General features: G+C 66.9%; 19 protein-coding genes. 4 read left to right on the top strand and 15 right to left on the bottom strand.

Features of this window, described 5'->3' with window-relative positions; genetic code table 11:
- Window positions 1–30 precede the first annotated feature (30 nt).
- Window positions 31–1,419 carry a hypothetical protein gene (locus tag EP380_RS10320; protein WP_127598439.1) on the bottom strand — a complete coding sequence of 463 codons (1,389 nt, stop codon included), beginning with the start codon at window positions 1,417–1,419 and terminating at the stop codon, window positions 31–33.
- A 358-nt stretch (window positions 1,420–1,777) separates the two neighbouring features.
- On the opposite strand from EP380_RS10320, the gene EP380_RS10315 reads away from it, so the two are divergent.
- Complete coding sequence (locus EP380_RS10315) at window positions 1,778–2,221, top strand: MarR family winged helix-turn-helix transcriptional regulator (protein WP_158264288.1); 444 nt, start codon at window positions 1,778–1,780, stop codon at window positions 2,219–2,221.
- Between the two features lie 75 nt (window positions 2,222–2,296).
- The gene (gene mazG, locus EP380_RS10310) at window positions 2,297–3,133 is read left to right on the top strand and encodes a nucleoside triphosphate pyrophosphohydrolase (protein ID WP_127598811.1); all 837 of its coding nucleotides are present in this window, start codon (window positions 2,297–2,299) and stop codon (window positions 3,131–3,133) included.
- Between the two features lie 102 nt (window positions 3,134–3,235).
- On the opposite strand, the gene EP380_RS10305 is transcribed toward mazG, so the two are convergent.
- From EP380_RS10305 to dusB, 10 genes are all read right to left on the bottom strand, one after another.
- A complete protein-coding gene (locus tag EP380_RS10305) occupies window positions 3,236–4,501 on the bottom strand; it encodes a Glu/Leu/Phe/Val family dehydrogenase (RefSeq protein WP_127598437.1) in 1,266 nt (421 codons plus the stop codon).
- Between the two features lie 237 nt (window positions 4,502–4,738).
- A complete protein-coding gene (hflX, locus tag EP380_RS10300) occupies window positions 4,739–6,085 on the bottom strand; it encodes a GTPase HflX (protein ID WP_127598435.1) in 1,347 nt (448 codons plus the stop codon).
- Window positions 6,086–6,334, bottom strand: coding sequence for an RNA chaperone Hfq (gene hfq, locus EP380_RS10295; protein ID WP_106569504.1), 249 nt, complete (start codon window positions 6,332–6,334; stop codon window positions 6,086–6,088).
- Between the two features lie 138 nt (window positions 6,335–6,472).
- Window positions 6,473–7,336, bottom strand: coding sequence for a D-amino-acid transaminase (locus EP380_RS10290; RefSeq protein ID WP_106569505.1), 864 nt, complete (start codon window positions 7,334–7,336; stop codon window positions 6,473–6,475).
- 43 nt (window positions 7,337–7,379) lie between these two features.
- Window positions 7,380–8,756, bottom strand: coding sequence for a Trk system potassium transporter TrkA (trkA, locus tag EP380_RS10285; RefSeq protein ID WP_106569506.1), 1,377 nt, complete (start codon window positions 8,754–8,756; stop codon window positions 7,380–7,382).
- A gap of 22 nt (window positions 8,757–8,778) precedes the next feature.
- Entirely contained in the window at window positions 8,779–10,140 is a 1,362-nt protein-coding gene (gene ntrX, locus EP380_RS10280) for a nitrogen assimilation response regulator NtrX (RefSeq protein ID WP_106569507.1), read from the bottom strand.
- Window positions 10,130–12,409: a sensor histidine kinase NtrY-like gene (locus EP380_RS10275; RefSeq protein WP_127598433.1), complete on the bottom strand. Its 2,280-nt coding sequence runs from the start codon at window positions 12,407–12,409 to the stop codon at window positions 10,130–10,132. Before EP380_RS10275 ends, ntrX begins: the two co-directional genes overlap by 11 nt.
- Window positions 12,410–12,526: 117 nt before the next feature.
- Entirely contained in the window at window positions 12,527–13,996 is a 1,470-nt protein-coding gene (ntrC, locus tag EP380_RS10270; RefSeq protein ID WP_127598431.1) for a nitrogen regulation protein NR(I), read from the bottom strand.
- Window positions 13,993–15,126, bottom strand: a complete 1,134-nt coding sequence (locus EP380_RS10265) for a two-component system sensor histidine kinase NtrB (protein WP_127598429.1) — start codon at window positions 15,124–15,126, stop codon at window positions 13,993–13,995. Before EP380_RS10265 ends, ntrC begins: the two co-directional genes overlap by 4 nt.
- Window positions 15,123–16,148: a tRNA dihydrouridine synthase DusB gene (gene dusB / locus EP380_RS10260; protein WP_127598427.1), complete on the bottom strand. Its 1,026-nt coding sequence runs from the start codon at window positions 16,146–16,148 to the stop codon at window positions 15,123–15,125. Before dusB ends, EP380_RS10265 begins: the two co-directional genes overlap by 4 nt.
- Before the next feature lie 251 nt (window positions 16,149–16,399).
- Here dusB and EP380_RS10255 point away from each other — a divergent pair, with 251 nt between their 5' ends.
- On the top strand, window positions 16,400–17,611 hold the full coding sequence (locus EP380_RS10255) for a bifunctional 2-C-methyl-D-erythritol 4-phosphate cytidylyltransferase/2-C-methyl-D-erythritol 2,4-cyclodiphosphate synthase (protein WP_127598424.1): 1,212 nt from the start codon (window positions 16,400–16,402) through the stop codon (window positions 17,609–17,611).
- Window positions 17,608–18,096: a CinA family protein gene (locus EP380_RS10250; protein WP_127598421.1), complete on the top strand. Its 489-nt coding sequence runs from the start codon at window positions 17,608–17,610 to the stop codon at window positions 18,094–18,096. The genes EP380_RS10255 and EP380_RS10250 overlap by 4 nt, the downstream gene beginning before the upstream one ends.
- On the opposite strand, the gene EP380_RS10245 is transcribed toward EP380_RS10250, so the two are convergent.
- From EP380_RS10245 to lpdA, 4 genes are all read right to left on the bottom strand, one after another.
- Window positions 18,071–18,547, bottom strand: coding sequence for a type II toxin-antitoxin system RatA family toxin (locus EP380_RS10245; protein WP_106569514.1), 477 nt, complete (start codon window positions 18,545–18,547; stop codon window positions 18,071–18,073). The genes EP380_RS10250 and EP380_RS10245 overlap by 26 nt on opposite strands.
- A 6-nt stretch (window positions 18,548–18,553) precedes the next feature.
- Window positions 18,554–19,525, bottom strand: a complete 972-nt coding sequence (gene lipA / locus EP380_RS10240; RefSeq protein WP_106569515.1) for a lipoyl synthase — start codon at window positions 19,523–19,525, stop codon at window positions 18,554–18,556.
- A gap of 39 nt (window positions 19,526–19,564) precedes the next feature.
- Complete coding sequence (locus tag EP380_RS10235; RefSeq protein WP_106569516.1) at window positions 19,565–19,849, bottom strand: GlsB/YeaQ/YmgE family stress response membrane protein; 285 nt, start codon at window positions 19,847–19,849, stop codon at window positions 19,565–19,567.
- A gap of 92 nt (window positions 19,850–19,941) precedes the next feature.
- Window positions 19,942–21,387 carry a dihydrolipoyl dehydrogenase gene (gene lpdA / locus EP380_RS10230; RefSeq protein WP_127598419.1) on the bottom strand — a complete coding sequence of 482 codons (1,446 nt, stop codon included), beginning with the start codon at window positions 21,385–21,387 and terminating at the stop codon, window positions 19,942–19,944.
- Window positions 21,388–21,413: the final 26 nt, after the last annotated feature.

The raw sequence follows: 21,413 nt of genomic DNA, 5'->3' as shown, positions 1-21,413 counted from the left end.
CCCTGCGTAAGGAAGGAGTCGGCGCGCATGTCAATAGCCGGTCGGTGTCGACAAAAGCCACAGCCCGAAAACCGTGTAGGCCACCATCAGCCCGGCAAGCGGTATCTGGCTGATGGCCGCGCGTCGGGCCGAGCCGTAGCAGCGCCAGGCGATGACGTGGCTTGCGGCCACGGCCAGCAGATGCCCGCCGACGATCGCCGCCGACTGAATATTCCAGATCAGCCAGGCCGTGTCGGCGCCGGCCGTCAGCGCGGCTGCCACGTGCAGCCCGGCGGTGCCGAACAGGTTCCAGCCCGCCGCGAACGGATCGGAAATCGCCGCCAGCGCGTATTGTCCATCGACGAGCAGCGCCGGCAGGTGGTGGGAATAGTGATAGCCGAGCACGATCGGCATCAGCGACCAGACCAGCCGCCCGGAGAGAACGGCCTGGTCCGGCCCCTGCCCGGCCATGCGCGCCCCGAGCCGCACCGCGCCGTGAAACAGCGCCCACAAGGCGACGAAGGCCCCGGCGGCCCCGACGCTGTTCGACCACACCACCGCCGAGCGGCCTGGAAATTCCAGCGGATTGACGCCGAACAGGCCGAGCCAGAAAAAGGTGCGCATCAGCCCGTCGAAGGATATCGCGCTCAACGCCAGCAGCAGGAAGGCGGCCGCGCTTGCCGACAAAGCCGGCGCGTTCACCAGCCGGGCGCCGGGCAGACAAAGCCGCAGCGCGATCCGGCCCGAGCGGTGGCGGCGGATGTCGACAAAGGCCATACGCGCCACCATCGTCATCAGCAGCGACAGGAACTCCGCCCGCCGGCTCCAGCGGCGGTGTCCGAACACGACCATGCCGCAAAAGGCGACCGCCCAGTAGACGGCCATGGCGCGCGCCAGCTTTTCGGGATCGGCCGGCGCGATATAGACCAGTTCGAACCAGACGAAGGCCGCGAAGCCGGCAAAGGCCGGCCAGCTCGCAGCCCATCGCGGATAGGGCAAAAACGGCCGCGCGTCGGGGCGGCCGAGCAGGCGCATGACCAGGCGCCACGGCCCGTACCAGGGCTCGATCCATCGCCACAGATCGCCGAAAAGCCCCTGGACCAGCACCACGCCGATCCACACGAACACCCAAAACACCAGCGGCAGCGGATTGGAGAGCGGGTCGCGGCTGCCGAAAAATCCGGCCGTCAGCAAGGCAAGCAGCACGAGAAAGGAGATGGTGCTGGTGACGGCCCGCAGATCGAGCCACGTTGCCGCGCCGGCCGATCGCCAGCGCGCGAGCCGGTCGAGCGGCGCCGGCGGCACCAGCGCCAGCACCGCGAAACTCAGCCACACGGCCAGCCCGCCGCCGATCAGATAATACCCGGTCGGCAGCAACAGCACATAGGCCCGGTCCGAGACATGGGCCAGCGCCGGCACGGCGGTCGCGGCAAGCAGCAAGGCGGCCGCCGCGAACGCGCCCCGGCGCGGGCGTGCAAAGCCGGCTGGGAATTGGCCCCGTCGCCCGGCGCGTGGCCGATCATCTCGGTCGGTGTGGCTGATTGGCATGATTTGTCGGCTGCACTGAAGATACCTATCTTAAACGGAAAGCATGGGGCGTGTCCGGTCTTTTGCGATGTGCCCACCGTCCCATGGCCGCAAATATGATCGCAATGCATTCGGACTGGGGATGAATGCAAGAGATTGCTAAATAAGCGATGGTCATTACACGTAAAAATGGCTATCCAATTCCTTGGACGACAACGGTTGAGGCATCATGTTCGGCGCACCGCACGACACCACCGCTCCTGAGAGTGTCATGGAAGAGTTGGATCAGGGCATTCTGCCTGGCCTGCTCGGCCGCCAGATCCGGCTGACCTATCTGGCCGCGTTCCGGCTGGTGGAAAACCGGCTCGCCGCCTTCGGCATCACGCCGCAGCAATTTTCGCTTCTGACCATCGTCGAGCGCAATCCCGGTTCGCGTCAGAGCCTGTTGGCCAAGGCGCGCGGGCTCGACAAATCGACGCTGGTGCCGATGATCGACCGGCTCGAACGCGACGGCCTGGTTGAGCGCCGGCCGCTGGCGACCGACAGGCGCATCCGCACGATCTGGATCACCGAACGCGGCCGCGAGGTGCTTGCCGGCGCGATACCGGCGGTACAGGACGGCGACCGCACCATCGGCTCGAATCTCAGCGAGGCCGAACAGCAGGAATTTCGTCGCCTGTTGGAAAAAGTCCGGCTCGGCCTGACCGAGCAATAGTCCCGTCTGTGGATAATCCGCAGCGGCGTGGCCGCGCCGATGGCGTTTCGCGCCCGGCGGCGTAGTCTCGGCGCCATGCAAGCCTCCAAGGACATTTCGCGCCTGATCGAGATCATGGCCGCGCTGCGCACCCCGCATACCGGGTGCCCGTGGGACATCGAGCAGGATTTTTCCACCATCGCGCCCTATACGCTCGAGGAAGCCTACGAGGTCGCCGACGCGATCGCCCGCGGCGATCTCGACGATCTGCGCGAGGAACTGGGAGACCTGCTCTTGCAGGTCGTGTTCCACGCCCGTATGGCCGAGGAACGGGAAGCGTTTTCGTTCGGCGACGTGGTCGAGGCCATCACCGCCAAGATGATCCGCCGCCATCCGCATGTGTTCGGCGACGCCGAGGCGCGCGCGGCCGGTGCCGCCAAAGGCATGTGGGAAGCGATCAAGGCCGAGGAAAAGGCCGAGCGCAAGCACCGGCGCGACGCCCGGAACCTGGAGGCGTCGGAAGCCGGCGCCGGCTATCTCGACGACGTGCCGCTCGGCCTGCCGGCGTTGACGCGCGCGCTGAAACTGCAGCAGCGGGCGGCCAGGGTCGGCTTCGACTGGACGGAGGCCGGTCCGGTGCTCGACAAGATCGGCGAGGAGATCGGCGAGCTACGCGAGGCGCTGGAGCGCGGGGATCAGGCGCGGGTGAAAGACGAGTTCGGCGACGTGTTGTTCGCGCTGGTCAATCTCGGCCGCCATGTCGGCGCCGACGCCGAAACCGCCCTGCGCGGTACCAACGACAAGTTCCGCCGGCGCTTCCACCATGTCGAACGATCGCTCGTCGCGCGCGGACGAACGCTCGACGCGGCCTCGCTGGAGGAAATGGAAGCCCTCTGGCAGGAGGCCAAGGCCGGCGAGGAAACCGGGCCCTGAAGCGCGCCTGCGCCGGGTCTTTCGGGTCTTGCACGGCGACGCCGTCGCCATGCGGTGAGAAATTCCCGCGACGCGCGGCCGCGGGAATGATGCGCGAACGGTTTAGCTGGTGAAGAAGTTCTGCGTGCCGTGCGCCTCGATCGCCTCGGCGAGCCGGCCGAGCGCGTGGACATAGGCCGCCGTGCGCATGGTCACGTCCTTGGCGCGCGACACGTCCCAGACGGCGCGGCCCTCGCGCTCCATGATCCCGCGCAGCTTGTCGTGGATCTCCTCTTCCGTCCAGTAATAACCCTGGCGGTTTTGCACCCATTCGAAATAGGAGACGGTCACGCCGCCGGCATTGGCAAGGATGTCGGGAAGCACGATGACGTTGTTTTGGGCCAGGATCGCATCGGCTTCCGGCGTGATCGGGCCGTTGGCGAGCTCCAGGACCAACGTTGCCTTGACCGAGGCCGCGTTGCGGATGTGGATCATGTTTTCCAGCGCCGCCGGAACCAGAAGATCGCAGTCGACCCCGGCCAGATCGGCCGCCGGCATGCATTCGTGCCCACCCTGCCCGGCGGTGCTGGCGACCGAGTGGCCCGCGGCCTTGGCGTCGAACAGCATGTCGACATGCAGCCCGGCCTCCGAATAGACCGCGCCTTCGGAATCCGACACCGCGACGATCTTGTGGCCGTCGCCGGCCAAAAGGCGCGCAATGTGCTGACCGGCATTGCCGAAGCCCTGGATGGCGACGCGCATGGTCTGCCCAAGCCCCAGATTCTCCGCCAGATGGCGCACGAGATAAAAGCCGCCACGCGCGGTCGCGTCGCCGCGCCCGAGCGAACCGCCGAGCGCGATCGGCTTGCCGGTGATCACCGCAGGCTCTGCCTGCCCGACCATCTGGGCGTACTCGTCGGCCATCCAGCCCATAATCATGGAATTGGTGTAGACGTCGGGAGCCGGAATGTCCCGGTCGGGCCCGATAATGCGGGAAAACGCCTGAATATAGGCGCGCGACAGGCGTTCGAGCTCGGCCTTCGACAGGGTGCGCGGATCGACCTGGACGGCGCCCTTGCCGCCACCGTAAGGCAGGTTCATCACCGCACATTTGAAGGTCATCCAAAAGGCCAGCGTCTCGACCTCGTCGGCGGTGGATTCGGGATGGAAGCGGATGCCGCCCTTGGTGGGGCCGCGCGTGTCGTCGTAACGGCAGCGCCAGGCGAGGAAGGATTTGCGCGAGCCGTCATCCATGCGGATCATCAGACGCACCTTGGTGGTCTCCCGCGCATATTTCAGTTTCTCGATCACGTCCGGATCAATGTTGAGATGGCTCGCGGCCTGATCTAGGCGAACCAGCGCGTGGTCGAGCAGGCTGTCTTCGGACATTATCTCTCCTTCGGATCGTTGCGATTGTGAAGCGGGTGGCGAATGCCCGGGCGGGTGGGACCGGCCAGGGGCGTCAGAACGGCCGTCATATCGGGCAATGACGGTTTTAGGTTGCAAATACAAGCCTTTGGCTGGCCCATGTGAATATCGGGGCAAACCCAAAACCGGCCTTTTCGCGCGTTCGTATGTTTGCCAAGGGCCCGGCCGGGCGACGAATCTGGATGGCGGCGACCGGCGTCAGTCTTCGCGGCGGCGCGCCAGTTCCCGTGCGGCGGCTTGTGTCAGGCGCACGGTCAATCTGGCGCCGCCATCGTCGAGATCTTCGCGGCCCAGCACCGCGCCGTTGCGGTAGAGCCAGTCGAGCTGGCTCATCTCCGAAGGCCGCAGCACGATCGTGGTTTCACGCAAATGTCCCGACAGGCGTTCCTCGATGGCGGCCGTCAGCGTCTCGATCCCCGCCCCGGTCAGCGCCGAAATGACGATCGCGCCGCCGCCGCCGGCGGGCTGCGTTTCAACCGCGTCGAGCTTGTTCCAGACTTCCAGAACCCTGGTCTCGTCGGACGCGTCGATGCCCAGGTCGCGCAGGATCTCCTCCACGTCCTCGGCCTGGGCGGCGGCGTCGGGATCGGACAGGTCGCGCAGATGGATGATCAGGTCGGCTTCGACCACCTCTTCCAGCGTGGCGCGGAAGGCGGCGACCAGATGGGTCGGCAGGTCGGAGATGAAGCCGACCGTGTCCGACAGGATCATGATCGTGCCGTGCGGCAGACGCACGCGCCGCAAGGTCGGATCGAGCGTGGCAAACAGCATGTCCTCGGCCAGCACGCCGGCGCCGGTCATGCGGTTGAACAGGGTCGACTTTCCCGCATTGGTATAGCCGACGATGGCGACCACGGGAAACGGCACCTTCTTGCGCTTGGCGCGGTGCAGGTCGCGGGTGCGACGCACCGTTTCCAGCTCGCGCTTGAGGCGGGTGATGCGCTCCTGCAGAAGCCGGCGGTCGGCCTCGATCTGGGTTTCGCCCGGCCCGCCCAAAAATCCGGCGCCGCCGCGCTGGCGTTCGAGGTGGGTCCAGCTGCGCACCAGGCGGCCGCGCTGATAGTTCAGATGGGCCAGTTCGACCTGCAGCGCGCCTTCCTTGGTGCGGGCCCGGCGGCCGAAAATCTCCAGGATGAGACCGGTGCGGTCGAGCACTTTGGCGCTAAGCGCGCGTTCGAGATTGCGTTGCTGCACCGGCGTCAGCGGATGGTCGACGATCACCAGCTTGATGGTGTCGTCATGCAGCCGTGCGGCCAGCTCCTCGATCTTGCCGCTGCCCAGCAGCGTGCCGGGGCGCGGCGCGGCGAGGGTGACGATTTCGGTATGGCAGGGATCGAGGTCGATCGCCCGCGCCAGGCCGATCGCCTCGGCCAGGCGCGCCTCGGGCACCCGCGGCGTGCGCGGCCGGCTCGACGGATCGGTGGGGGCAAGCGATTGCTGGCGCGACAGGACCGGAACGATCACGGCCGCGCGCGTCGCCGCCCCCTCGCCTTCGACCTGCGCTTGGACGGCCTTAGCGCCGCCGCCCGGCTCGGCTATGTCCAATCAACCGTCCCGGCCATTGTCTTCACCATCGAACATCTGAACCGGCTGGCTCGGCATGATGGTGGAGATGGCGTGTTTGTAGACGAGCTGCGAGTGCCCGTCGCGCCGCAGCAACACGCAGAAATTGTCGAACGACGTCACCACCCCGGTGAGCTTCACGCCATTGATCAGAAATATCGTCAGGGGGTTTTTGCTTTTGCGAACCGTATTCAGGAAGAGGTCCTGAAGGTTTTGCGATCTTTCCGCCATTGTTCTTCTCTTCCGCCGTACCCTGTCGTCGGTCAAATGGGGCGCCGTGGACGAACCTCATCGTTCGCAACACGCACAAACCGGGCGCCGGAACCGACCTGTCCCGCATGCATGGAATTGCATGTCCCTCAGCGGTTATCAGGCTTGGGTTTTTTCCGCAACGTCAAAAAAGGCCTCGCGCAGGGAAAGCGCGACCGTGCCGGGATGGCCGTTGGCGACCGGCTTGTCGTCGATCCTGACCACCGGCATCACCACCGTCGTGGCCGCCGTGACGAAGGCTTCGCGCGCCTTCAGCGCCTCGGCGACGGTAAAGGCGCGTTCCTCCACCGTGTAACCCAGTTTTTCGGCGATCCGGAACACCGTCGCGCGCGTGATGCCGCGCAAGATGCCCTTGTCGGCCGGGCGCGTGACCAGATGTCCGTCCGCGGTGACGATCCACACATTGGTCGCGGCGCCCTCCTTGACCGTGCCGTCGGGATCGACGAACCAGGCTTCCTGGGCGCCGGCCTCCTTGGCCTTCTGGCGCGCCAGCACGTTGGGCAGCAGGCCCACGGTCTTGATGTCGACCCGTTCCCAGCGATTCTCGGGCACGGTGACGACCGCAATGCCGCTCTCCACGCGCCGGCGCGCGGCCTGCGGATCGGAGCGCTTGGCGGTCACCACCAGCGAGGGACGCGTGCCGGCGGCGGGAAAGACGTGGTCGCGCGGGGCCACGCCGCGCGTGACCTGCAGATAGACCAGCCCGTCGCGCACCCGGTTGCGCGTCACCACCTCGCGCATGATCGCCGGCAGCACCCGGCGCTCGAGCGGCCAGGCAATCGCCAGTTCGCGCAGCGAGCGGTCGAGCCGGTCGAGATGGCCGCTCATGTCCATGATGTGGCCGCGCGCCACCTCGCACACCTCGTAGACGCCGTCGGCGAACTGGTAGCCGCGATCCTCCATGTGGACCTTGGCGTCGGCGTGGGGCAGATAGCGCCCGTTGACATAGGAAATACGCGGCATGGTTCCCCTCGTTTCGCCCCGGCGCGGGCCGGTCTTTGCAATTTCAGAAATATTCGAGACTGACCCGGAACATCTGTTCGACCTGGCGCACGGCCGAGGCGAGCGCAAAAATCACGATCCGGTCGCCGGGCCGGACCACGAACGCGCCGCTGGGCTTGATCGCCCGGCCGTCGCGATAGACGATGCCCAGCCGCATGCCGTCCGGCAGATCCAGGTCGCGCAGCGGCGAGCCGACCAGCGGCGAGGTGTCGAGCGCCTCGGCCTCGATGATCTCGGCTGAACCGCGCTGTACGCTGTGCACGGCGCGGATGCGGCCGCGGCGCACATGCTGGAGAATGCGCGAGATCGTGACGGTGCGCGGGTTGACGTGGGCGTCGATGCCGAGCGTGCGGGTGAAGTCCTGATAGGTCGGATTGTTGATCAGCGCCAGGTTCGACTTGCATCCCAGCCGTTTGGCCATCACGCTCGACAGGATGTTGACCTGATCGTTGTTGGTCAAAGCCACCATCAGGTCGGCGTCCTGGATATCGGCCTCCAGAAGCACTTTCTGGTCGAGCGCGCTGCCGTTCAGGACGATCGTGCGGCGCAGTTTGTCGGCGATCGCCACCGCGCGCTCGCGCGTGTCCTCGATGATCTTGACCTTGGTGCGCGACTGGCGCGCCTCCAGCGCCTGGGCGACGTAAAGGCCGATATTGCCGCCGCCGCCGATGACGATGCGCATCGCCTCGACCTCTTCGTGGCCGAACAGGCCGAGCGTGCGGCGCACCTGGTCGGTGGTCGTCACCACATAGGCAAGGTCGCCGGCCACCAGCTGGTCGGCCGAATGGGGAATGAACAGGCGTCCGTTGCGCGACACCCCGACCACGGTCGAGGGCAGGTCCGGGAAAAGCTCGGTCAATTGCGACAGCGGCGTGTCGATCACCGGACACTCTTCCAGGCACTCGATCGCCACCATCGCCACCTTGCTGTCGGCGAAGCGCACCACGTCGTTGGCGCCCGGCAGCGCGATGCGGCGCAGCACCATCTCGCCGACCTCGATCTCCGGCGAGATGATGACGTCGATCGGCAGGTGCTCGCGCGAGAACAGGTTCTGATAATGCGGCAGCAGATAGGATTGGGCGCGGATGCGCGCGATCTTGGTCGGCACGTTGAAGATCGAATGCGCCACCTGGCAGGCGGTCATGTTGACCTCGTCGTAGAGCGTGACCGCGATCAGCATGTCGGCCTGCTGGGCGCCGGCCATTTCCAGCACGTCGGGATGGGCGCCGTGGCCGACGAAGCCGCGCACGTCGAGCTGGTCGCGGATCGTGCGCACGAGCTCGGGCGAGGTGTCGATGACGGAGACGTCGTTTTGCTCGGCGGCGAGCCGCTCGGCAATGCCGTAGCCGACCTGGCCGGCGCCGCAGATGATCACGCGCATAGTCTATCTCGTCCAGCCGGCCTCAAACGCCGAGCGATTTCAGCTTCCGATGCAGTGCGGACCGTTCCATACCAATGAACTCGGCCGTGCGCGAGATGTTGCCGCCAAAACGGTTGATTTGGGCGATCAGATATTCCTTTTCGAAATGCTCGCGCGCCTCGCGCAGCGGCAGTGCCAGAATGTGCTGGTCGGACTGATTTGGCGCCCGTGGCATAACGTCCCCGATCTCGGCCGGCAGAAGCTCGGCGGTGATCGGCATGTCGGCCTCGTCGCCGCGCGCCAGGATCATCAGCCGCTCGACATTGTTGCGCAACTGGCGAACATTGCCGGGCCAGTTGTGCGCCTGCAGCACCGCAAGCACGTCGTCGCCGATCCGCCGCGGCTTGATCCCCGACTGGCGCACCATCTGCTTCATGAAATGGTCGACCAGATAGGGAATGTCCTCGCGCCGCTCCGACAGCGCCGGCACGATCACCGGCACCACCGCCAGACGGTGGTAGAGATCCTCGCGGAACCGCCCCTCGGCGATCATGGCTTCCAGGTTCTGCGCGGTCGAGGAAATGATGCGCACATCGACCTTGACGCGCTTGGCGCCGCCGACGCGCTCGAATTTCTGTTCCACCAGCACGCGCAGGATCTTGTTCTGGGTCTCGCGCGGCATGTCGGCGATCTCGTCGATGTAGAGCGTGCCGCGATGCGCCTCCTCGAGCGCGCCGACCTTGCGCTCGGCGCCGTTCGGTTCGGTGCCGAACAGCTCGATCTCCATGCGCTCCGGCGTGATCGTGGCGGCGTTGAGCGAGATGAACGGCCCCTCCTTGCGCGCCGACAGCGCGTGGATGGCGCGCGCCACCGCTTCCTTGCCCGAACCCGACGGCCCGATCACCATCACCCGGCTGTTGGTAGGCGCGATCCGGTCGATGGCGTGGCGCAGCTGGTTCATCGCCGCCGACATGCCGATAAGGTCGAACGTGTCGGAGGTGCGCTTCTTCAGCTCGCTCACCTCGCGCTTCAGCTTCAGCGTTTCCAGCGCCCGCTCGCAGATCAGGATCAGCCGGTCCGCCTTGAACGGCTTTTCGATGAAATCGTAGGCGCCGCGCTTGATCGCCGACACCGCGGTCTCGATCGTGCCGTGGCCGGAAATCATCACCACCGGCACGTGCGGGTGGATGGTCTTGATCTCGTCGAGCAGCGCCAGGCCGTCGAGCCGCGAGCCCTGCAGCCAGATGTCGAGAAAGATCAGCGAGGGCACGCGCTCGGCGATCGCGGCCAGCGCGCTGTCGCTGTCGTGGGCGGTGCGCGCGTCGTGGCCCTCGTCTTCCAGAATGCCGGCGACGAGTTCGCGGATGTCTTCTTCGTCGTCGACGACCAAAATATCAGACGTCATGGTCGACCTTCTTTTGCGTCGTGTTCGCGTCGCCCTTGGCGGCGCCTTCCTCCAGCGCGGGCAGGACGATGCGGACCAGCGCCCCCTTGCCGCCGTGGAAATCTTTCGGTGCGTCGTGCAGTTCCAGCCGCCCGCCGTGGTCCTCGACGATCTTGCGCACGATCGCCAGGCCGAGACCGGTGCCCTTGGCGCGCGTCGTCATATAGGGCTCCAGCAGGCGCTGGCGGTTTTCGCGCGGCAGGCCCTTGCCGTTGTCGACCACGTCGACCGTGATCCAGTCGCCGGCCTTGCTCGCCGTGACGCGGATTTCGCCGCCGCCGTCGCTTCCGCCCGCATCGGCGTCGGATTCGATCGCCTCGGCCGCGTTCTTGACGATATTGCCGAAGGCCTGGCTCATCAGGCGCATGTCGAAACGCCCGGTCAGGGCCTGCTTGCCGAAATCGTGCTCGAACTTGATCTCGGAATGGCCGACCTCGACCAGGAAAGTCGCCTCGCGCAGCGCCTCGCGCAGATCGGTGACCTCCATCAGCGGTTTGGGCATGCGCGCAAAGGCGGAGAACTCGTCGACCATGCGGCCGATATCGCCGACCTGGCGGATGATGGTGTCGGTGCACTGGTCGAAGACCTCACGGTCGTCGGTGATCACCTTGCCGTAGCGCCGGCGGATGCGCTCGGCCGAAAGCTGGATCGGCGTCAGCGGGTTCTTGATCTCGTGCGCGATCCGCCGGGCGACGTCGGCCCAGGCGGAGGCACGCTGCGCCTGCATCAGGTCGGTGATGTCGTCGATGGTGACGACATAGGCGGGAAGCTCGGAATTCTTGTCGCCTTCCTCGATCGTCACCTGGACGTTGAAGGTGCGCTCGGCGCCGGTGCGGAAAAACGTCACCTGTTCGCGATAGACAGGGCGCCCGGAACTGCGCGCCATCTCGAACGCGCGGCCGATATGCGGCAGCACCGTCGACAGTTTCTGGCCGAGCGCCTTTTGCGCCTTCAGGGCAAGCATGGTTTCGGCCGAGCGGTTGACGATGGTGATGATGCCGTCGGGGTCGACGCCGATCACGCCGGCGGTCACGCTGGCCAGCACCGCTTCGGAAAAGCGGCGGCGCTCGTCGATCTGGTCCTTGGCGGAAATCAGTTCGTTGCGCTGCGATTTGAGCTGCTGCAGCATCTTGTTGAACGTATCGCCGAGCGAGGCGACGTCGCCGTCGGAGGCGCGCACGGGTACAGCCACGTCGAGATTGCCGGTCGCCACCTCGTCGGCCGCGCCGATCAGCTGGCGGATCGGACGCACGAGCCGGTCGGCGACCGCGATGCCGGTCCAGATCGCCGACAGCACGATGATCAGCGTCAGCCCCAGATAGACCAGCGCGAACGCCACCTGCACGGTGGTGCGGCTGACCTCCAGCTCGCGGTAGTCGCTGGAATTGGCGCGCACGATCTGGCGCGCGCGGATCACCTGCGGATCGATCAGGCGGATCGTGTAGAGATAACTGCCCTCGATGTCGCGCAGCTTGATGATCGAGCCGACGATGTTGCGCGTGCGCGGTTCGATCAGCACCGGATCGCCGCCGGAGGCGTCGCGCACTGCGCCGGCCGGCGGCTCGGGCATGGGAAACTCGGCGCGGGTGTCGGCCTGCAGGATGACGCTGCCGTCGTCACGGATCAGGGCGGCGTGCGCCAGTCCGCGCCCGACCGCCTGCTGGGTCATCAGCCGCAGGAAACCGGTGCGGTCGAGGCCGTAGAGCGTGCGGTTCTGGTCGAGCGTGATCGCCATCGACAAGGCGGTGCCCTGCAGATTGCGGGCGTTTTCCTGGACATAGGCCTCCGCGATCGACAGCGAGGAATTGACGATCGCCTTGGTCTTGATCTCGAACCAGCGGTCGAGACCGATATCGAGCGTGATCGAGGCCACGATCGCCACCGCCAGCGCCGGCACCGCCGCGACCAGCGAAAACAGCGCCACGATGCGCACGTGCAGCCGCGAGGCCGCCTTGCCGCGCCGCCGGGCGGCGACGATGCGATGCACCTCGCGGCCGATCAGCAGCACCAGCGCCAGAATCAGCAGCACGTTGATGGCGATCAGCGTCAGCGTGACCTGTTTGGTCGGCGCGATCGGCCCCAGCCCGACGAGAATGGTGAAGGAGACGGCCGCGCAGATCAGCGCCGCCGCGACGGCGACGATGCCGGGCAAGGCCATCAGCCTGCGCCCTTCCGGCGCCGCCGGCTCCAGCATGGTGCCGGCCGGCATGATTTCGCTTTGAGTCGTCATTCCCTGCCACGCGGTTGCGTGGCAATGATGCAACGCATTGTGGCGATTCTGCAACAAAATCGGGGCGCGCGGAAATTTATTGCACCGCGCGCCGCCGGCCCGCCATCAGAGGCGCGATCAGGACGCGGCGCTGCCGCCGCGCGAGGTGCGGTAGACGTTGATGCCGAGTTCGCGGATCTTCTTGCGCAGCGTGTTGCGGTTGAGGCCGAGCAGTTCGGCGGCGCGGATCTGGTTGCCGCGCGTCGCCGTCATGGCGGCCAGAACCAGCGGATACTCGACCTCGGCAAGCACGCGCTGGTAGAGCCCGGCCGGCGGTAGCTCCTCGCCGAAGGACGAAAAATAGCGCCGCAAATGGTCCTCGACGGCCTGGCCGATCGTGACGGTTTCGGTGGTCAGGTGCGGGCCGGCATCGCCTTGCGGGCTGCCTGACCCGTTCAGCTCGGCCTCGATGATCTCGGCGCCGATCTCCTCCTGCGGATAGAGCGCGGCCAGCCGCCGCACGAGGTTTTCCAGCTCGCGCACATTGCCCGGCCAGGCATAGGTCTTCAGCAGTTCCATCCCGGCCGGCAGGATGCGCTTGGCCTGCAGGCCTTCCTGTTCGGCGATGGCGAAGAAGTGGCGGATCAGGTCGGGAACGTCTTCGGCCCGTTCGCGCAGGCCCGGCAGCCGCAGCGGCACGACGTTGAGGCGGTAAAACAAATCCTCGCGAAACAGGCCCTGATGGATCAGCGTGCTCAGGTCCTTGTTGGTCGCGGCCACGATGCGCACGTCGGTGCGGATCGGCGTGCGCCCGCCGACGGTGGTGTATTCGCCCTGCTGCAGCACGCGCAGCAGCCGGGTCTGCGCCTCCATCGGCATGTCGCCGATCTCGTCGAGGAACAGCGTACCGCCCTCGGCCTGCTCGAAGCGGCCGGTGGAGCGGTGCTGGGCGCCGGTGAAGGCGCCCTTTTCGTGGCCGAACAGTTCCGATTCGATCAGGTCGCGCGGGATCGCGGCCATGTTGATGGCCACGAACGGGCCGTTGCGGCGGCGACCGTATTCGTGCAACGCGCGCGCCACCAGTTCCTTGCCGGTGCCCGATTCGCCGGTGATCATCACCGTCAGATCGGTCTGCATCATCCGCGCCAGCATGCGGTAGATGTCCTGCATGGCGGCCGAGCGGCCGACCAGCGGCATCGTCTCGGGCTGGTCGTCGGCGCGCGGTTTTTGCGCCGCCTGTTTCGGCTCCGCCAGGGCGCGGTTTACGATCGCCAACAGCTCGGTCAGGTCGAACGGCTTCGGCAGATATTCGTAGGCGCCCTTCTCCGAGGCCCGGATCGCGGTCATGAAGGTGTTTTGCGCGCTCATGACGATGACGGGAAGCTGCGGCCGCGCCTTCTTGATGCGCGGCAGCATGTCGAAGGCGTTTTCGTCCGGCATCACCACGTCGGTGATCACCAGGTCGCCCTCGCCCGCCGACACCCAGCGCCACAGCGTGGCCGCGTTCGAGGTGACGCGCACGGTGTGGCCGACCCGCGACAGCGCCTGGCTCAACACGGTGCGGATCGCCGCGTCGTCGTCGGCGACGAGAATGCTGCCTTGCGTCATGGCGTCTCTCCCGTGCGGTGTCCGTCGCCCCGCCGCGCCTCGCCCTTCCAGGCCGGCATCAGCACCCGGAAGGTGGTGCCGCGCGGCGAGGAATCGCATTCGATCACACCGCCGTGCTCGCCGACGATCTTGGCGACCAGGGCGAGCCCGAGGCCGGAGCCGTTCGGCTTGCTGGTGATGAAGGGGTCGAACAGGATCGGCAGAATATCGTCCGGCACGCCGGCGCCATTGTCGTGCACGCAAAATTCGAGCGGCAGAGACACCCGGTCGCGCGTGCCGGGCACGGCCAGCCGGATGCCCGGCCGGAAGGCGGTCGACAGCGTGATCTCGCCGTCCGGACGCGCCGCGATCGCCTCGGCCGCGTTCTTGACCAGGTTCAGGAACACCTGGACGAGCTGGTCGCGATTGCCGAATACCGGCGGCAGCGAGGGATCGTAATCCTCCACCAGGCGTATGTCGCGGGCGAAGCCGTTGCGGGCGATCGCCTTGACGTGGTCGAGCACGACATGGATGTTGACCGCGCCGCGCTCGATCGGCCGCTCGTCGGAAAACACCTCCATGCGGTCGACCAGCGCGACGATGCGGTCGGTCTCGTCGGTGATCAGCCGCGTCAGCGCGCGGTCCTCGTCGGACGCGGCGGTCTCCAGAAGCTGGGCGGCGCCGCGTATGCCCGAAAGCGGATTCTTGATCTCGTGCGCCAGCATCGCCGCCAGTCCGGTCACCGAGCGCGCCGCGCCGCGATGGGTCATCTGGCGGTCGATCTTGTCGGCCATCGAGCGTTCCTGGAACATCACCACGACCGCGCCCGGCCTTTCGGGCACTGGCGCGACCAGGATGTCGACCAGCCTGTCTGTGCCGAGCCGCGGCGAGGAAATGTCGACGCGGTATTCGTTGACCGGCGACTGGCGCGCGCGCACCTCTTCGACCAGGGTCAGCAGCGGGCTGCCGAACGGCACGAAATGATCGAGCGTGTTGCGCGCCAGGATCACCGCGCTGGAGCGGAAAAACACCTCCGCGTCGGCATTGGCAAACACGATCCGGCCGTCGGCATCGAGCATGATGACGGGATGGCGGATCGTGTTGAGCACGATCTCGGCCAGGTCGGGCTGTGGCGTCGGCGCCGGTCTCATGCCGCGATCCGCGCGCCGCGATCGGCGCCGGCTTCGAACAGGTCGGCAAGCCGCGCCAGCACCGCGGCCGGATCGTCGGCGGTCAGGATCGCCTGCCGGTCGGTGGCGCGCAGGGAGGGCGCGTGCCGGTCGAAATACCAGCCGAGATGTTTGCGGGCGTGGCGCACGCCCCGGGCGCTGCCATAGAGCGACAGCATCGCCTCGTAATGCGCGCCGACATAGTCGACGAGCGCGGCCGGCGTCGCCGGAATGGCGGGAGCGGTGCCGCCCGCGGCCGCCGCCGCGATCGCGCCGGCTGTCCACGGCGCCCCGTAATGGGCGCGGCCGATCATGATCGCGTCGGCGCCCGATTGTTCGAGGATGCCGGCAGCGTCGGCGGCGCTCGCCACGTCGCCATTGGCCACCACCGGGATCGTCACCGCCTGCTTGACCTCACCGATCGCGCGCCAGTCGGCCTTGCCCTTGTAGAACTGGCAGCGCGTGCGCCCGTGTACGGTCACCATGCGCGCGCCGACAGCCTCGGCCCGGCGCGCTAGCTCGGGCGCGACGCGTTCGGTGTCGTCCCAGCCGAGCCGCATCTTGACGGTGACGGGAACCGGCACGGCCTCGACGGCCGCCGCGATCAGCGCCTCGGCATGATCGAGGTCGCGCATCAGCGCCGAGCCGCAATAACCGCCGGTCACCTTCTTGGCCGGGCAGCCCATATTGATATCGACGATCTCGGCCCCCTCGCCGGCCGCGATGCGCGCGCCCTCGGCGATCCAGCGCGCCTCGTGGCCGGCCAGTTGCACCACATGCGGCCCGTCGCCGGCCGGCGCGAGCCGACGCGCCGATTCAGACCGCCCGCGCGCCAGCTCGCCGCTGGCGATCATTTCCGACACCACCAGCCCGGCGCCGTGCGCGGCCGCCCGGGCGCGAAAGGCGCTGTCGCTGACCCCCGACAGCGGCGCCAGGAACACCCGGTTGCGGAGTTCCACCGCACCGATCGCCAGCGGTCGCGCCAGGGCCTCGAAACTCGACATGCACAATTTCCACGCAGTCAATCAATCTGCATATTCTTTAGACAAACACCCACCATGTTGCAATGCAAAACGTGCGCGGCGGACGTCGGGCCGTACAAATCGCTGGCCATTGTCCGACCCGCTCGCTAGAGCCGTTCGTCTCGGGATGCTAGCAGTGCGACGGTCGGGACCGCGACTGCCCGGAGGTCCGGCGCTTCCGGTTTCGGCAGACCGGGCTTTGCGCCTCGCGCGAACGAACAGGGATAAGGGTCATGCTCGATCCGCAGACCGACGGCGTCGCCGTCGTGATCGTGGCGGCCGGACGCGGCGAGCGCGCCGGACAATCGGCCGAGGGGCCGAAACAATATCGCCGTATCGGCGGCCGCGCGGTTCTGGACCGCACCATTGCCGCGTTTCGCGACCATCCGGCGGTCGGCCGCATCGTGGTGGCGATCCACCCCGACGACCGGATGCTGTTTCGCGACGCCGTCGCCGATCCCGGCCGCCAGGTCTCGCTCGTGCATGGCGGCGCCAGCCGGCAGGCCTCCACGCGCCTGGCGCTGGAGAACCTGGCCGAGGCCGCGCCCGCCCATGTGCTGATCCATGACGGCGTGCGCCCGTTCGTCGATGCCGCCCTTATCGACCGGGTCGTGGCCGGGCTGGCCGAGTGCGACGCCGTGCTGCCGGCGCTCGCCGTCGCCGACACGTTGAAGAAGGCGGACGGCGCCGGATTGGTGGTGGAGACCGTGCCGCGCGCGGGCCTGTTTTCGGCCCAGACGCCGCAGGGTTTTTCCTTCGCGCCGATCCTGGCCGCGCACCGGCGCGCCGACGCGGCGGGCCTCGCCGACTTCACCGACGACGCGGCGATCGCCGAATGGGCCGGGATCCCGGTGCGGATCGTGGCCGGCGCGCCCGACAACGTCAAACTCACTTTCGCACGGGAGATCGCGATGGCCGACGAACGCCTCGGCACGGCTCAAACCGGCTTTCCCGACGTCAGGACCGGCAATGGCTACGACGTGCACAGTTTCGGCCCGGGCGACCACGTCACGCTGTGCGGCGTGGCGATCCCGCACGACAGGGCGCTGTCGGGACATTCCGACGCCGATGTCGGCCTGCACGCGCTGACCGACGCCTTGCTTGCCACCTGTTCGGCCGGCGATATCGGCACGCATTTTCCGCCTTCCGACATGCAGTGGAAGGGTGCCGCCTCGCACATCTTCCTCGAGCACGCCGCCCGGCTGGTGCGCGACAAGGGCGGCCGCGTCGCCAATGTCGACGTGACCCTGATCTGCGAGGCGCCGAAGATCGGTCCGCATCGCGCGGCGATGGTGGCGGCGATGGCGGCGATGCTCGGTCTCGAGGCCGGCCGGGTGTCGGTCAAGGCCACCACCAACGAGCGGATCGGCTTCGTCGGCCGGCGCGAGGGCATCGCCGCCATCGCCACGGCCAGCGTGGTCTATCCGGGCGCGGTACCGGCATGAGCCCGCACAACGCGCTGGCCGAGGCGGTGCTGGCGGCCTGCAAGCGGCGGGGCCTGATGCTCGCCACGGCCGAATCGTGCACCGGCGGCATGATCGCGGCCGCCTTGACCGACATCGCCGGCTCCTCGGCGGTGGTCGATCGCGGTTTCGTCACCTATTCCAACGAGGCCAAGATGGAGATGCTCGGCGTGACCGGCGCGACCCTCGCCGCCCACGGCGCGGTCTCGGCCGAAACCGCGCGCGCAATGGCGGCCGGCGCGCTCGCCCGCTCGCGGGCCGGTCTCGCCCTATCGGTCACCGGCATCGCCGGTCCCGGCGGCGGCTCGGCGGAAAAACCGGTCGGGCTGGTCTGGTTCGGGGTCGCGGAAAAGGGTCGGGAGACGGAAACGCACCGGAAAATATTCGCCGGCCAGGATCGCGACGCGGTGCGCCAGAACGCCGTCGGGACCGCGCTCGAACTCATCCTTGCGAGGCTGAGGCGCTGACCGGCTTGCCGTAGATCTGGTCGGCGCGCTGTTCGAAGGCGCCGGCGAACATGCGAAAGGCGCGGTCGAACATCGCCCCCATCATGGCGCCGAGAATCCGGCTCTTGAACTCGTAGTTGATGTAGAAATTGATGTTCGTGCCACCCGCGCCGTCCGGCTCGAAACGCCAGCGATTGTCGAGGAAGCGGAACGGCCCGTCGAGATATTTGACGTTGATGGCGTTGTCGGCCTCGCGCGCGATCACCTGGCTGGTGAAGGTCTCGCGGATCGCCTTGTAGCCCACCGTCATGTCGGCGACCGACACGGTGACGCCATGCGCCTGCTTGCGCGAGCGCACCGAAAGCGCCTCGCACATCGGTAGGAATTCCGGATAGCGCTCGATATCGGCGACCAGCGCGAACATCTGCTGCGGCGCGTGGGCGACGTTGCGGACGGTTTCGTATTTCGGCATGGCGACCTACTGGTGGGCGGTTTTCGCCAGTTGCGCCGCGCGCGCCGCCTGCAGCCGGGCGAAATCCTCGCCCGCATGGTGCGAGGAGCGCGTCAGCGGGCTGGCCGAGACGAGCAGGAAGCCTTTCGTGTAGGCGACCGTCTCGTAGGATTTGAACTCCTCCGGCGTGACGAATTTTTTGACCGGATGGTGTTTGCGCGTCGGCTGCAGGTACTGGCCGATGGTCAAGAAGTCGACATCGGCGGTGCGCAGATCGTCCATCAGCTGCAGCACCTCGGCGCGCTCCTCGCCGAGGCCGACCATGATGCCCGACTTGGTGAACATGGTCGGGTCGAGCTCCTTGACGCGCTGCAACAGCCGGATCGAATGGAAATAGCGCGCGCCGGGCCTGACGGTGAGATAATGCGACGGCACGGTCTCCAGATTGTGGTTGAAGACGTCGGGCTTGGCCTCGACCACGATCTCCAGCGCGCCGTCCTTGCGCAGGAAGTCGGGCGTCAGCACCTCGATGGTGGTTTCGGGCGATTCGGCGCGGATCGCGCGGATCACCTCGGCGAAATGGCGCGCGCCGCCATCGGCCAGGTCGTCGCGGTCCACCGAGGTGACGACGACATGGTTGAGCCCCATCTGCCGTACGGCGGAGGCGACGTTTTGCGGCTCGTCGGCGTCGAGCGCGTTGGGCAGGCCGGTGGTGACGTTGCAAAACGCGCAGGCGCGCGTGCAGATCTCGCCCATGATCAGGAAGGAGGCGTGTTTTTTGTCCCAGCACTCGCCGATATTGGGGCAGCCGGCCTCCTCGCACACCGTCACCAGCTTGTTGGTGCGCACGATGTCGCGGGTTTCCAGATAGCCGGGCGAGGTCGGCGCCCTGACCCGGATCCAGTCCGGCTTGCGCGCCACGTCCTGGTCCGGGCGGTGCGCCTTTTCGGGATGGCGCGGGCGCGGCCGGTTGGCGAGGGTGTCGATGACGGTGACCATTGCTTGTCCTTGCGACTTATTGGGCGACGTTACCGGGCATTAGCGACGCGGGCGGGCTTGGGAGCGCCCGAAAATCCAAAGAATCAGGATCGCGCCGGCAATGGCGACGACCAGATTGCCGAGAAAGCCCTGATACTGGATGCCGAGCAAACCCGCCAGCGTGCCGCCGACGAACGAGCCGGCGATCCCGACCAAGACGTTGGTGAACAGGCCGTGATCGCGGTTCATCGTCCGCTCGGCGACGTAGCCGGCGAGGAACCCGACCAGAAGCATGCCGAAGAAGCCGACGCCCGGCATGCCCATCAAACCTTGCATCTCCTGCATTCTTTCATCCCGTCAGTCGGCCTTCGCCCGTCCGGGCCTTTGCATCACACTGTGCATATAAGGCATTTGCGCGCCGATTGAACCGCCCGCGCCTAGGCATTCAGCGCCTTGCCGTAGGCGTCGAGCACGCTTTCCTTCATCATCTCCGACAGGGTCGGATGCGGGAAGATGGTGTGCATCAACTCGGCCTCGGTGGTCTCCAGGTTCATCGCCACCACGAAACCCTGGATGAGTTCGGTCACTTCCGCGCCGATCATGTGCGCGCCGAGCAGTTCGCCGGTCTTCTTGTCGAAGATGGTCTTGACCAGCCCCTGGTCCTCGCCGAGCGCGACCGCCTTGCCGTTGGCGACGAACGGAAACCGTCCGACCCGGATGTCGCGGCCGGCTTCCTTGGCCTTGGCCTCCGTCAGCCCGACCGAGGCGATTTGCGGGTGGCAATAGGTGCAGCCGGGAACCAGGTTCTTGTCGAGCGGGTGCACGCCCTTCTCGCCGGCGATCTTTTCCACGCAGATCACGCCCTCGTGCTCGGCCTTGTGGGCCAGCATCGGTGGGCCGGCGACATCGCCGATCGCGTAGACGCCCTCGACATTGGTGCGGCCGTAATCGTCGATGACGATGCAGCCGCGATCGGTCTTCACGCCGAGCTCCTCCAGCCCGAGATTTTCGATATTGCCGGTGACGCCGACGGCCGAGATCATCCGCTCGGCGGTGATCTTTTCCACCTTTCCGCCCTTGGTCTCGACATGGGCGGTGACGGCATCCTTGGCCTTGTCGACCTTGACCACCTTGGCCTCGAGCAGGAATTTCATGCCCTGCTTTTCGAAACGCTTCTTGGCCAGCTGCGAAATCTCGGCGTCTTCCACCGGCAGGATTGTCGGCATCAGCTCGACAACGGTCACCTCGACGCCGAGCGTGCGGTAGAAGGAGGCGAACTCGATGCCGATCGCGCCGGAGCCGACCACGATCAAAGATTTCGGCATCGCCTTGGGCACCATCGCCTCGAAATAGGTCCAGATCAGCTCGCCGTCCGGCTCCATGCCCGGCAGCGCGCGCGGGCGCGCGCCGGTGGCCACGATGATGTGCTTGGCGGTGTAGGTGCCCTCGCCCTTGGTGTTCTTGGGCGCGGGATGCTGCGGCTCCATCGGTTTTTTGGTCGGTTTCGACACGACGATCTCGCCGCGCCCCTTCAGCTTGGCCTCGCCCCAGATGACGCCGACCTTGTTTTTCTTCATCAGGAAGCCGACGCCGTTGTTCATCCGTCCGGCAACGCCGCGCGCGCGCTCGACCACCGCCTTCAGGTCTGCGGTCAGCTTGCCTTCCAGCTTCAGCCCGTAATCGGCGGCGTTCTCGCCCAGATGCATCACCTCGGCCGAGCGCAGCAGCGCCTTGGTGGGAATGCAGCCCCAGTTGGAGCAGATGCCGCCCAGGTGCTCGCGTTCCACCAGCGCGGTCTTGAAGCCAAGCTGCGCGGCGCGCACGGCCGTGACATAACCGCCCGGACCGCCGCCGATGATGATGACGTCATAGCTTTCCGACATTGCTGCTTCCACTCCTTTGCGGCGTT

The sequence above is a fragment of the Nitratireductor alexandrii genome (assembly GCF_004000215.1).
In the GTDB taxonomy this organism is placed as follows: Bacteria; Pseudomonadota; Alphaproteobacteria; order Rhizobiales; family Rhizobiaceae; genus Mangrovimarina; species Mangrovimarina alexandrii.
This window is presented reverse-complemented; position numbering and strand designations above follow the sequence as displayed.

Excerpts from the sequence above, each read along its gene's own strand:
- EP380_RS10315 (WP_158264288.1), top strand. The coding sequence starts at position 1,778 with ATGGAAGAGTTGGATCAGGGCATTCTGCCTGGCCTGCTCGGCCGCCAG.
- mazG (WP_127598811.1), top strand. The coding sequence starts at position 2,297 with ATGCAAGCCTCCAAGGACATTTCGCGCCTGATCGAGATCATGGCCGCG.
- EP380_RS10305 (WP_127598437.1), bottom strand. The coding sequence starts at position 4,501 with ATGTCCGAAGACAGCCTGCTCGACCACGCGCTGGTTCGCCTAGATCAG.
- hfq (WP_106569504.1), bottom strand. The coding sequence starts at position 6,334 with ATGGCGGAAAGATCGCAAAACCTTCAGGACCTCTTCCTGAATACGGTT.
- EP380_RS10290 (WP_106569505.1), bottom strand. The coding sequence starts at position 7,336 with ATGCCGCGTATTTCCTATGTCAACGGGCGCTATCTGCCCCACGCCGAC.
- trkA (WP_106569506.1), bottom strand. The coding sequence starts at position 8,756 with ATGCGCGTGATCATCTGCGGCGCCGGCCAGGTCGGCTACGGCATTGCC.
- ntrX (WP_106569507.1), bottom strand. The coding sequence starts at position 10,140 with ATGACGTCTGATATTTTGGTCGTCGACGACGAAGAAGACATCCGCGAA.
- EP380_RS10275 (WP_127598433.1), bottom strand. The coding sequence starts at position 12,409 with ATGACGACTCAAAGCGAAATCATGCCGGCCGGCACCATGCTGGAGCCG.
- ntrC (WP_127598431.1), bottom strand. The coding sequence starts at position 13,996 with ATGACGCAAGGCAGCATTCTCGTCGCCGACGACGACGCGGCGATCCGC.
- EP380_RS10265 (WP_127598429.1), bottom strand. The coding sequence starts at position 15,126 with ATGAGACCGGCGCCGACGCCACAGCCCGACCTGGCCGAGATCGTGCTC.
- dusB (WP_127598427.1), bottom strand. The coding sequence starts at position 16,148 with ATGTCGAGTTTCGAGGCCCTGGCGCGACCGCTGGCGATCGGTGCGGTG.
- EP380_RS10255 (WP_127598424.1), top strand. The coding sequence starts at position 16,400 with ATGCTCGATCCGCAGACCGACGGCGTCGCCGTCGTGATCGTGGCGGCC.
- EP380_RS10250 (WP_127598421.1), top strand. The coding sequence starts at position 17,608 with ATGAGCCCGCACAACGCGCTGGCCGAGGCGGTGCTGGCGGCCTGCAAG.
- EP380_RS10245 (WP_106569514.1), bottom strand. The coding sequence starts at position 18,547 with ATGCCGAAATACGAAACCGTCCGCAACGTCGCCCACGCGCCGCAGCAG.
- lipA (WP_106569515.1), bottom strand. The coding sequence starts at position 19,525 with ATGGTCACCGTCATCGACACCCTCGCCAACCGGCCGCGCCCGCGCCAT.
- EP380_RS10235 (WP_106569516.1), bottom strand. The coding sequence starts at position 19,849 with ATGCAGGAGATGCAAGGTTTGATGGGCATGCCGGGCGTCGGCTTCTTC.
- lpdA (WP_127598419.1), bottom strand. The coding sequence starts at position 21,387 with ATGTCGGAAAGCTATGACGTCATCATCATCGGCGGCGGTCCGGGCGGT.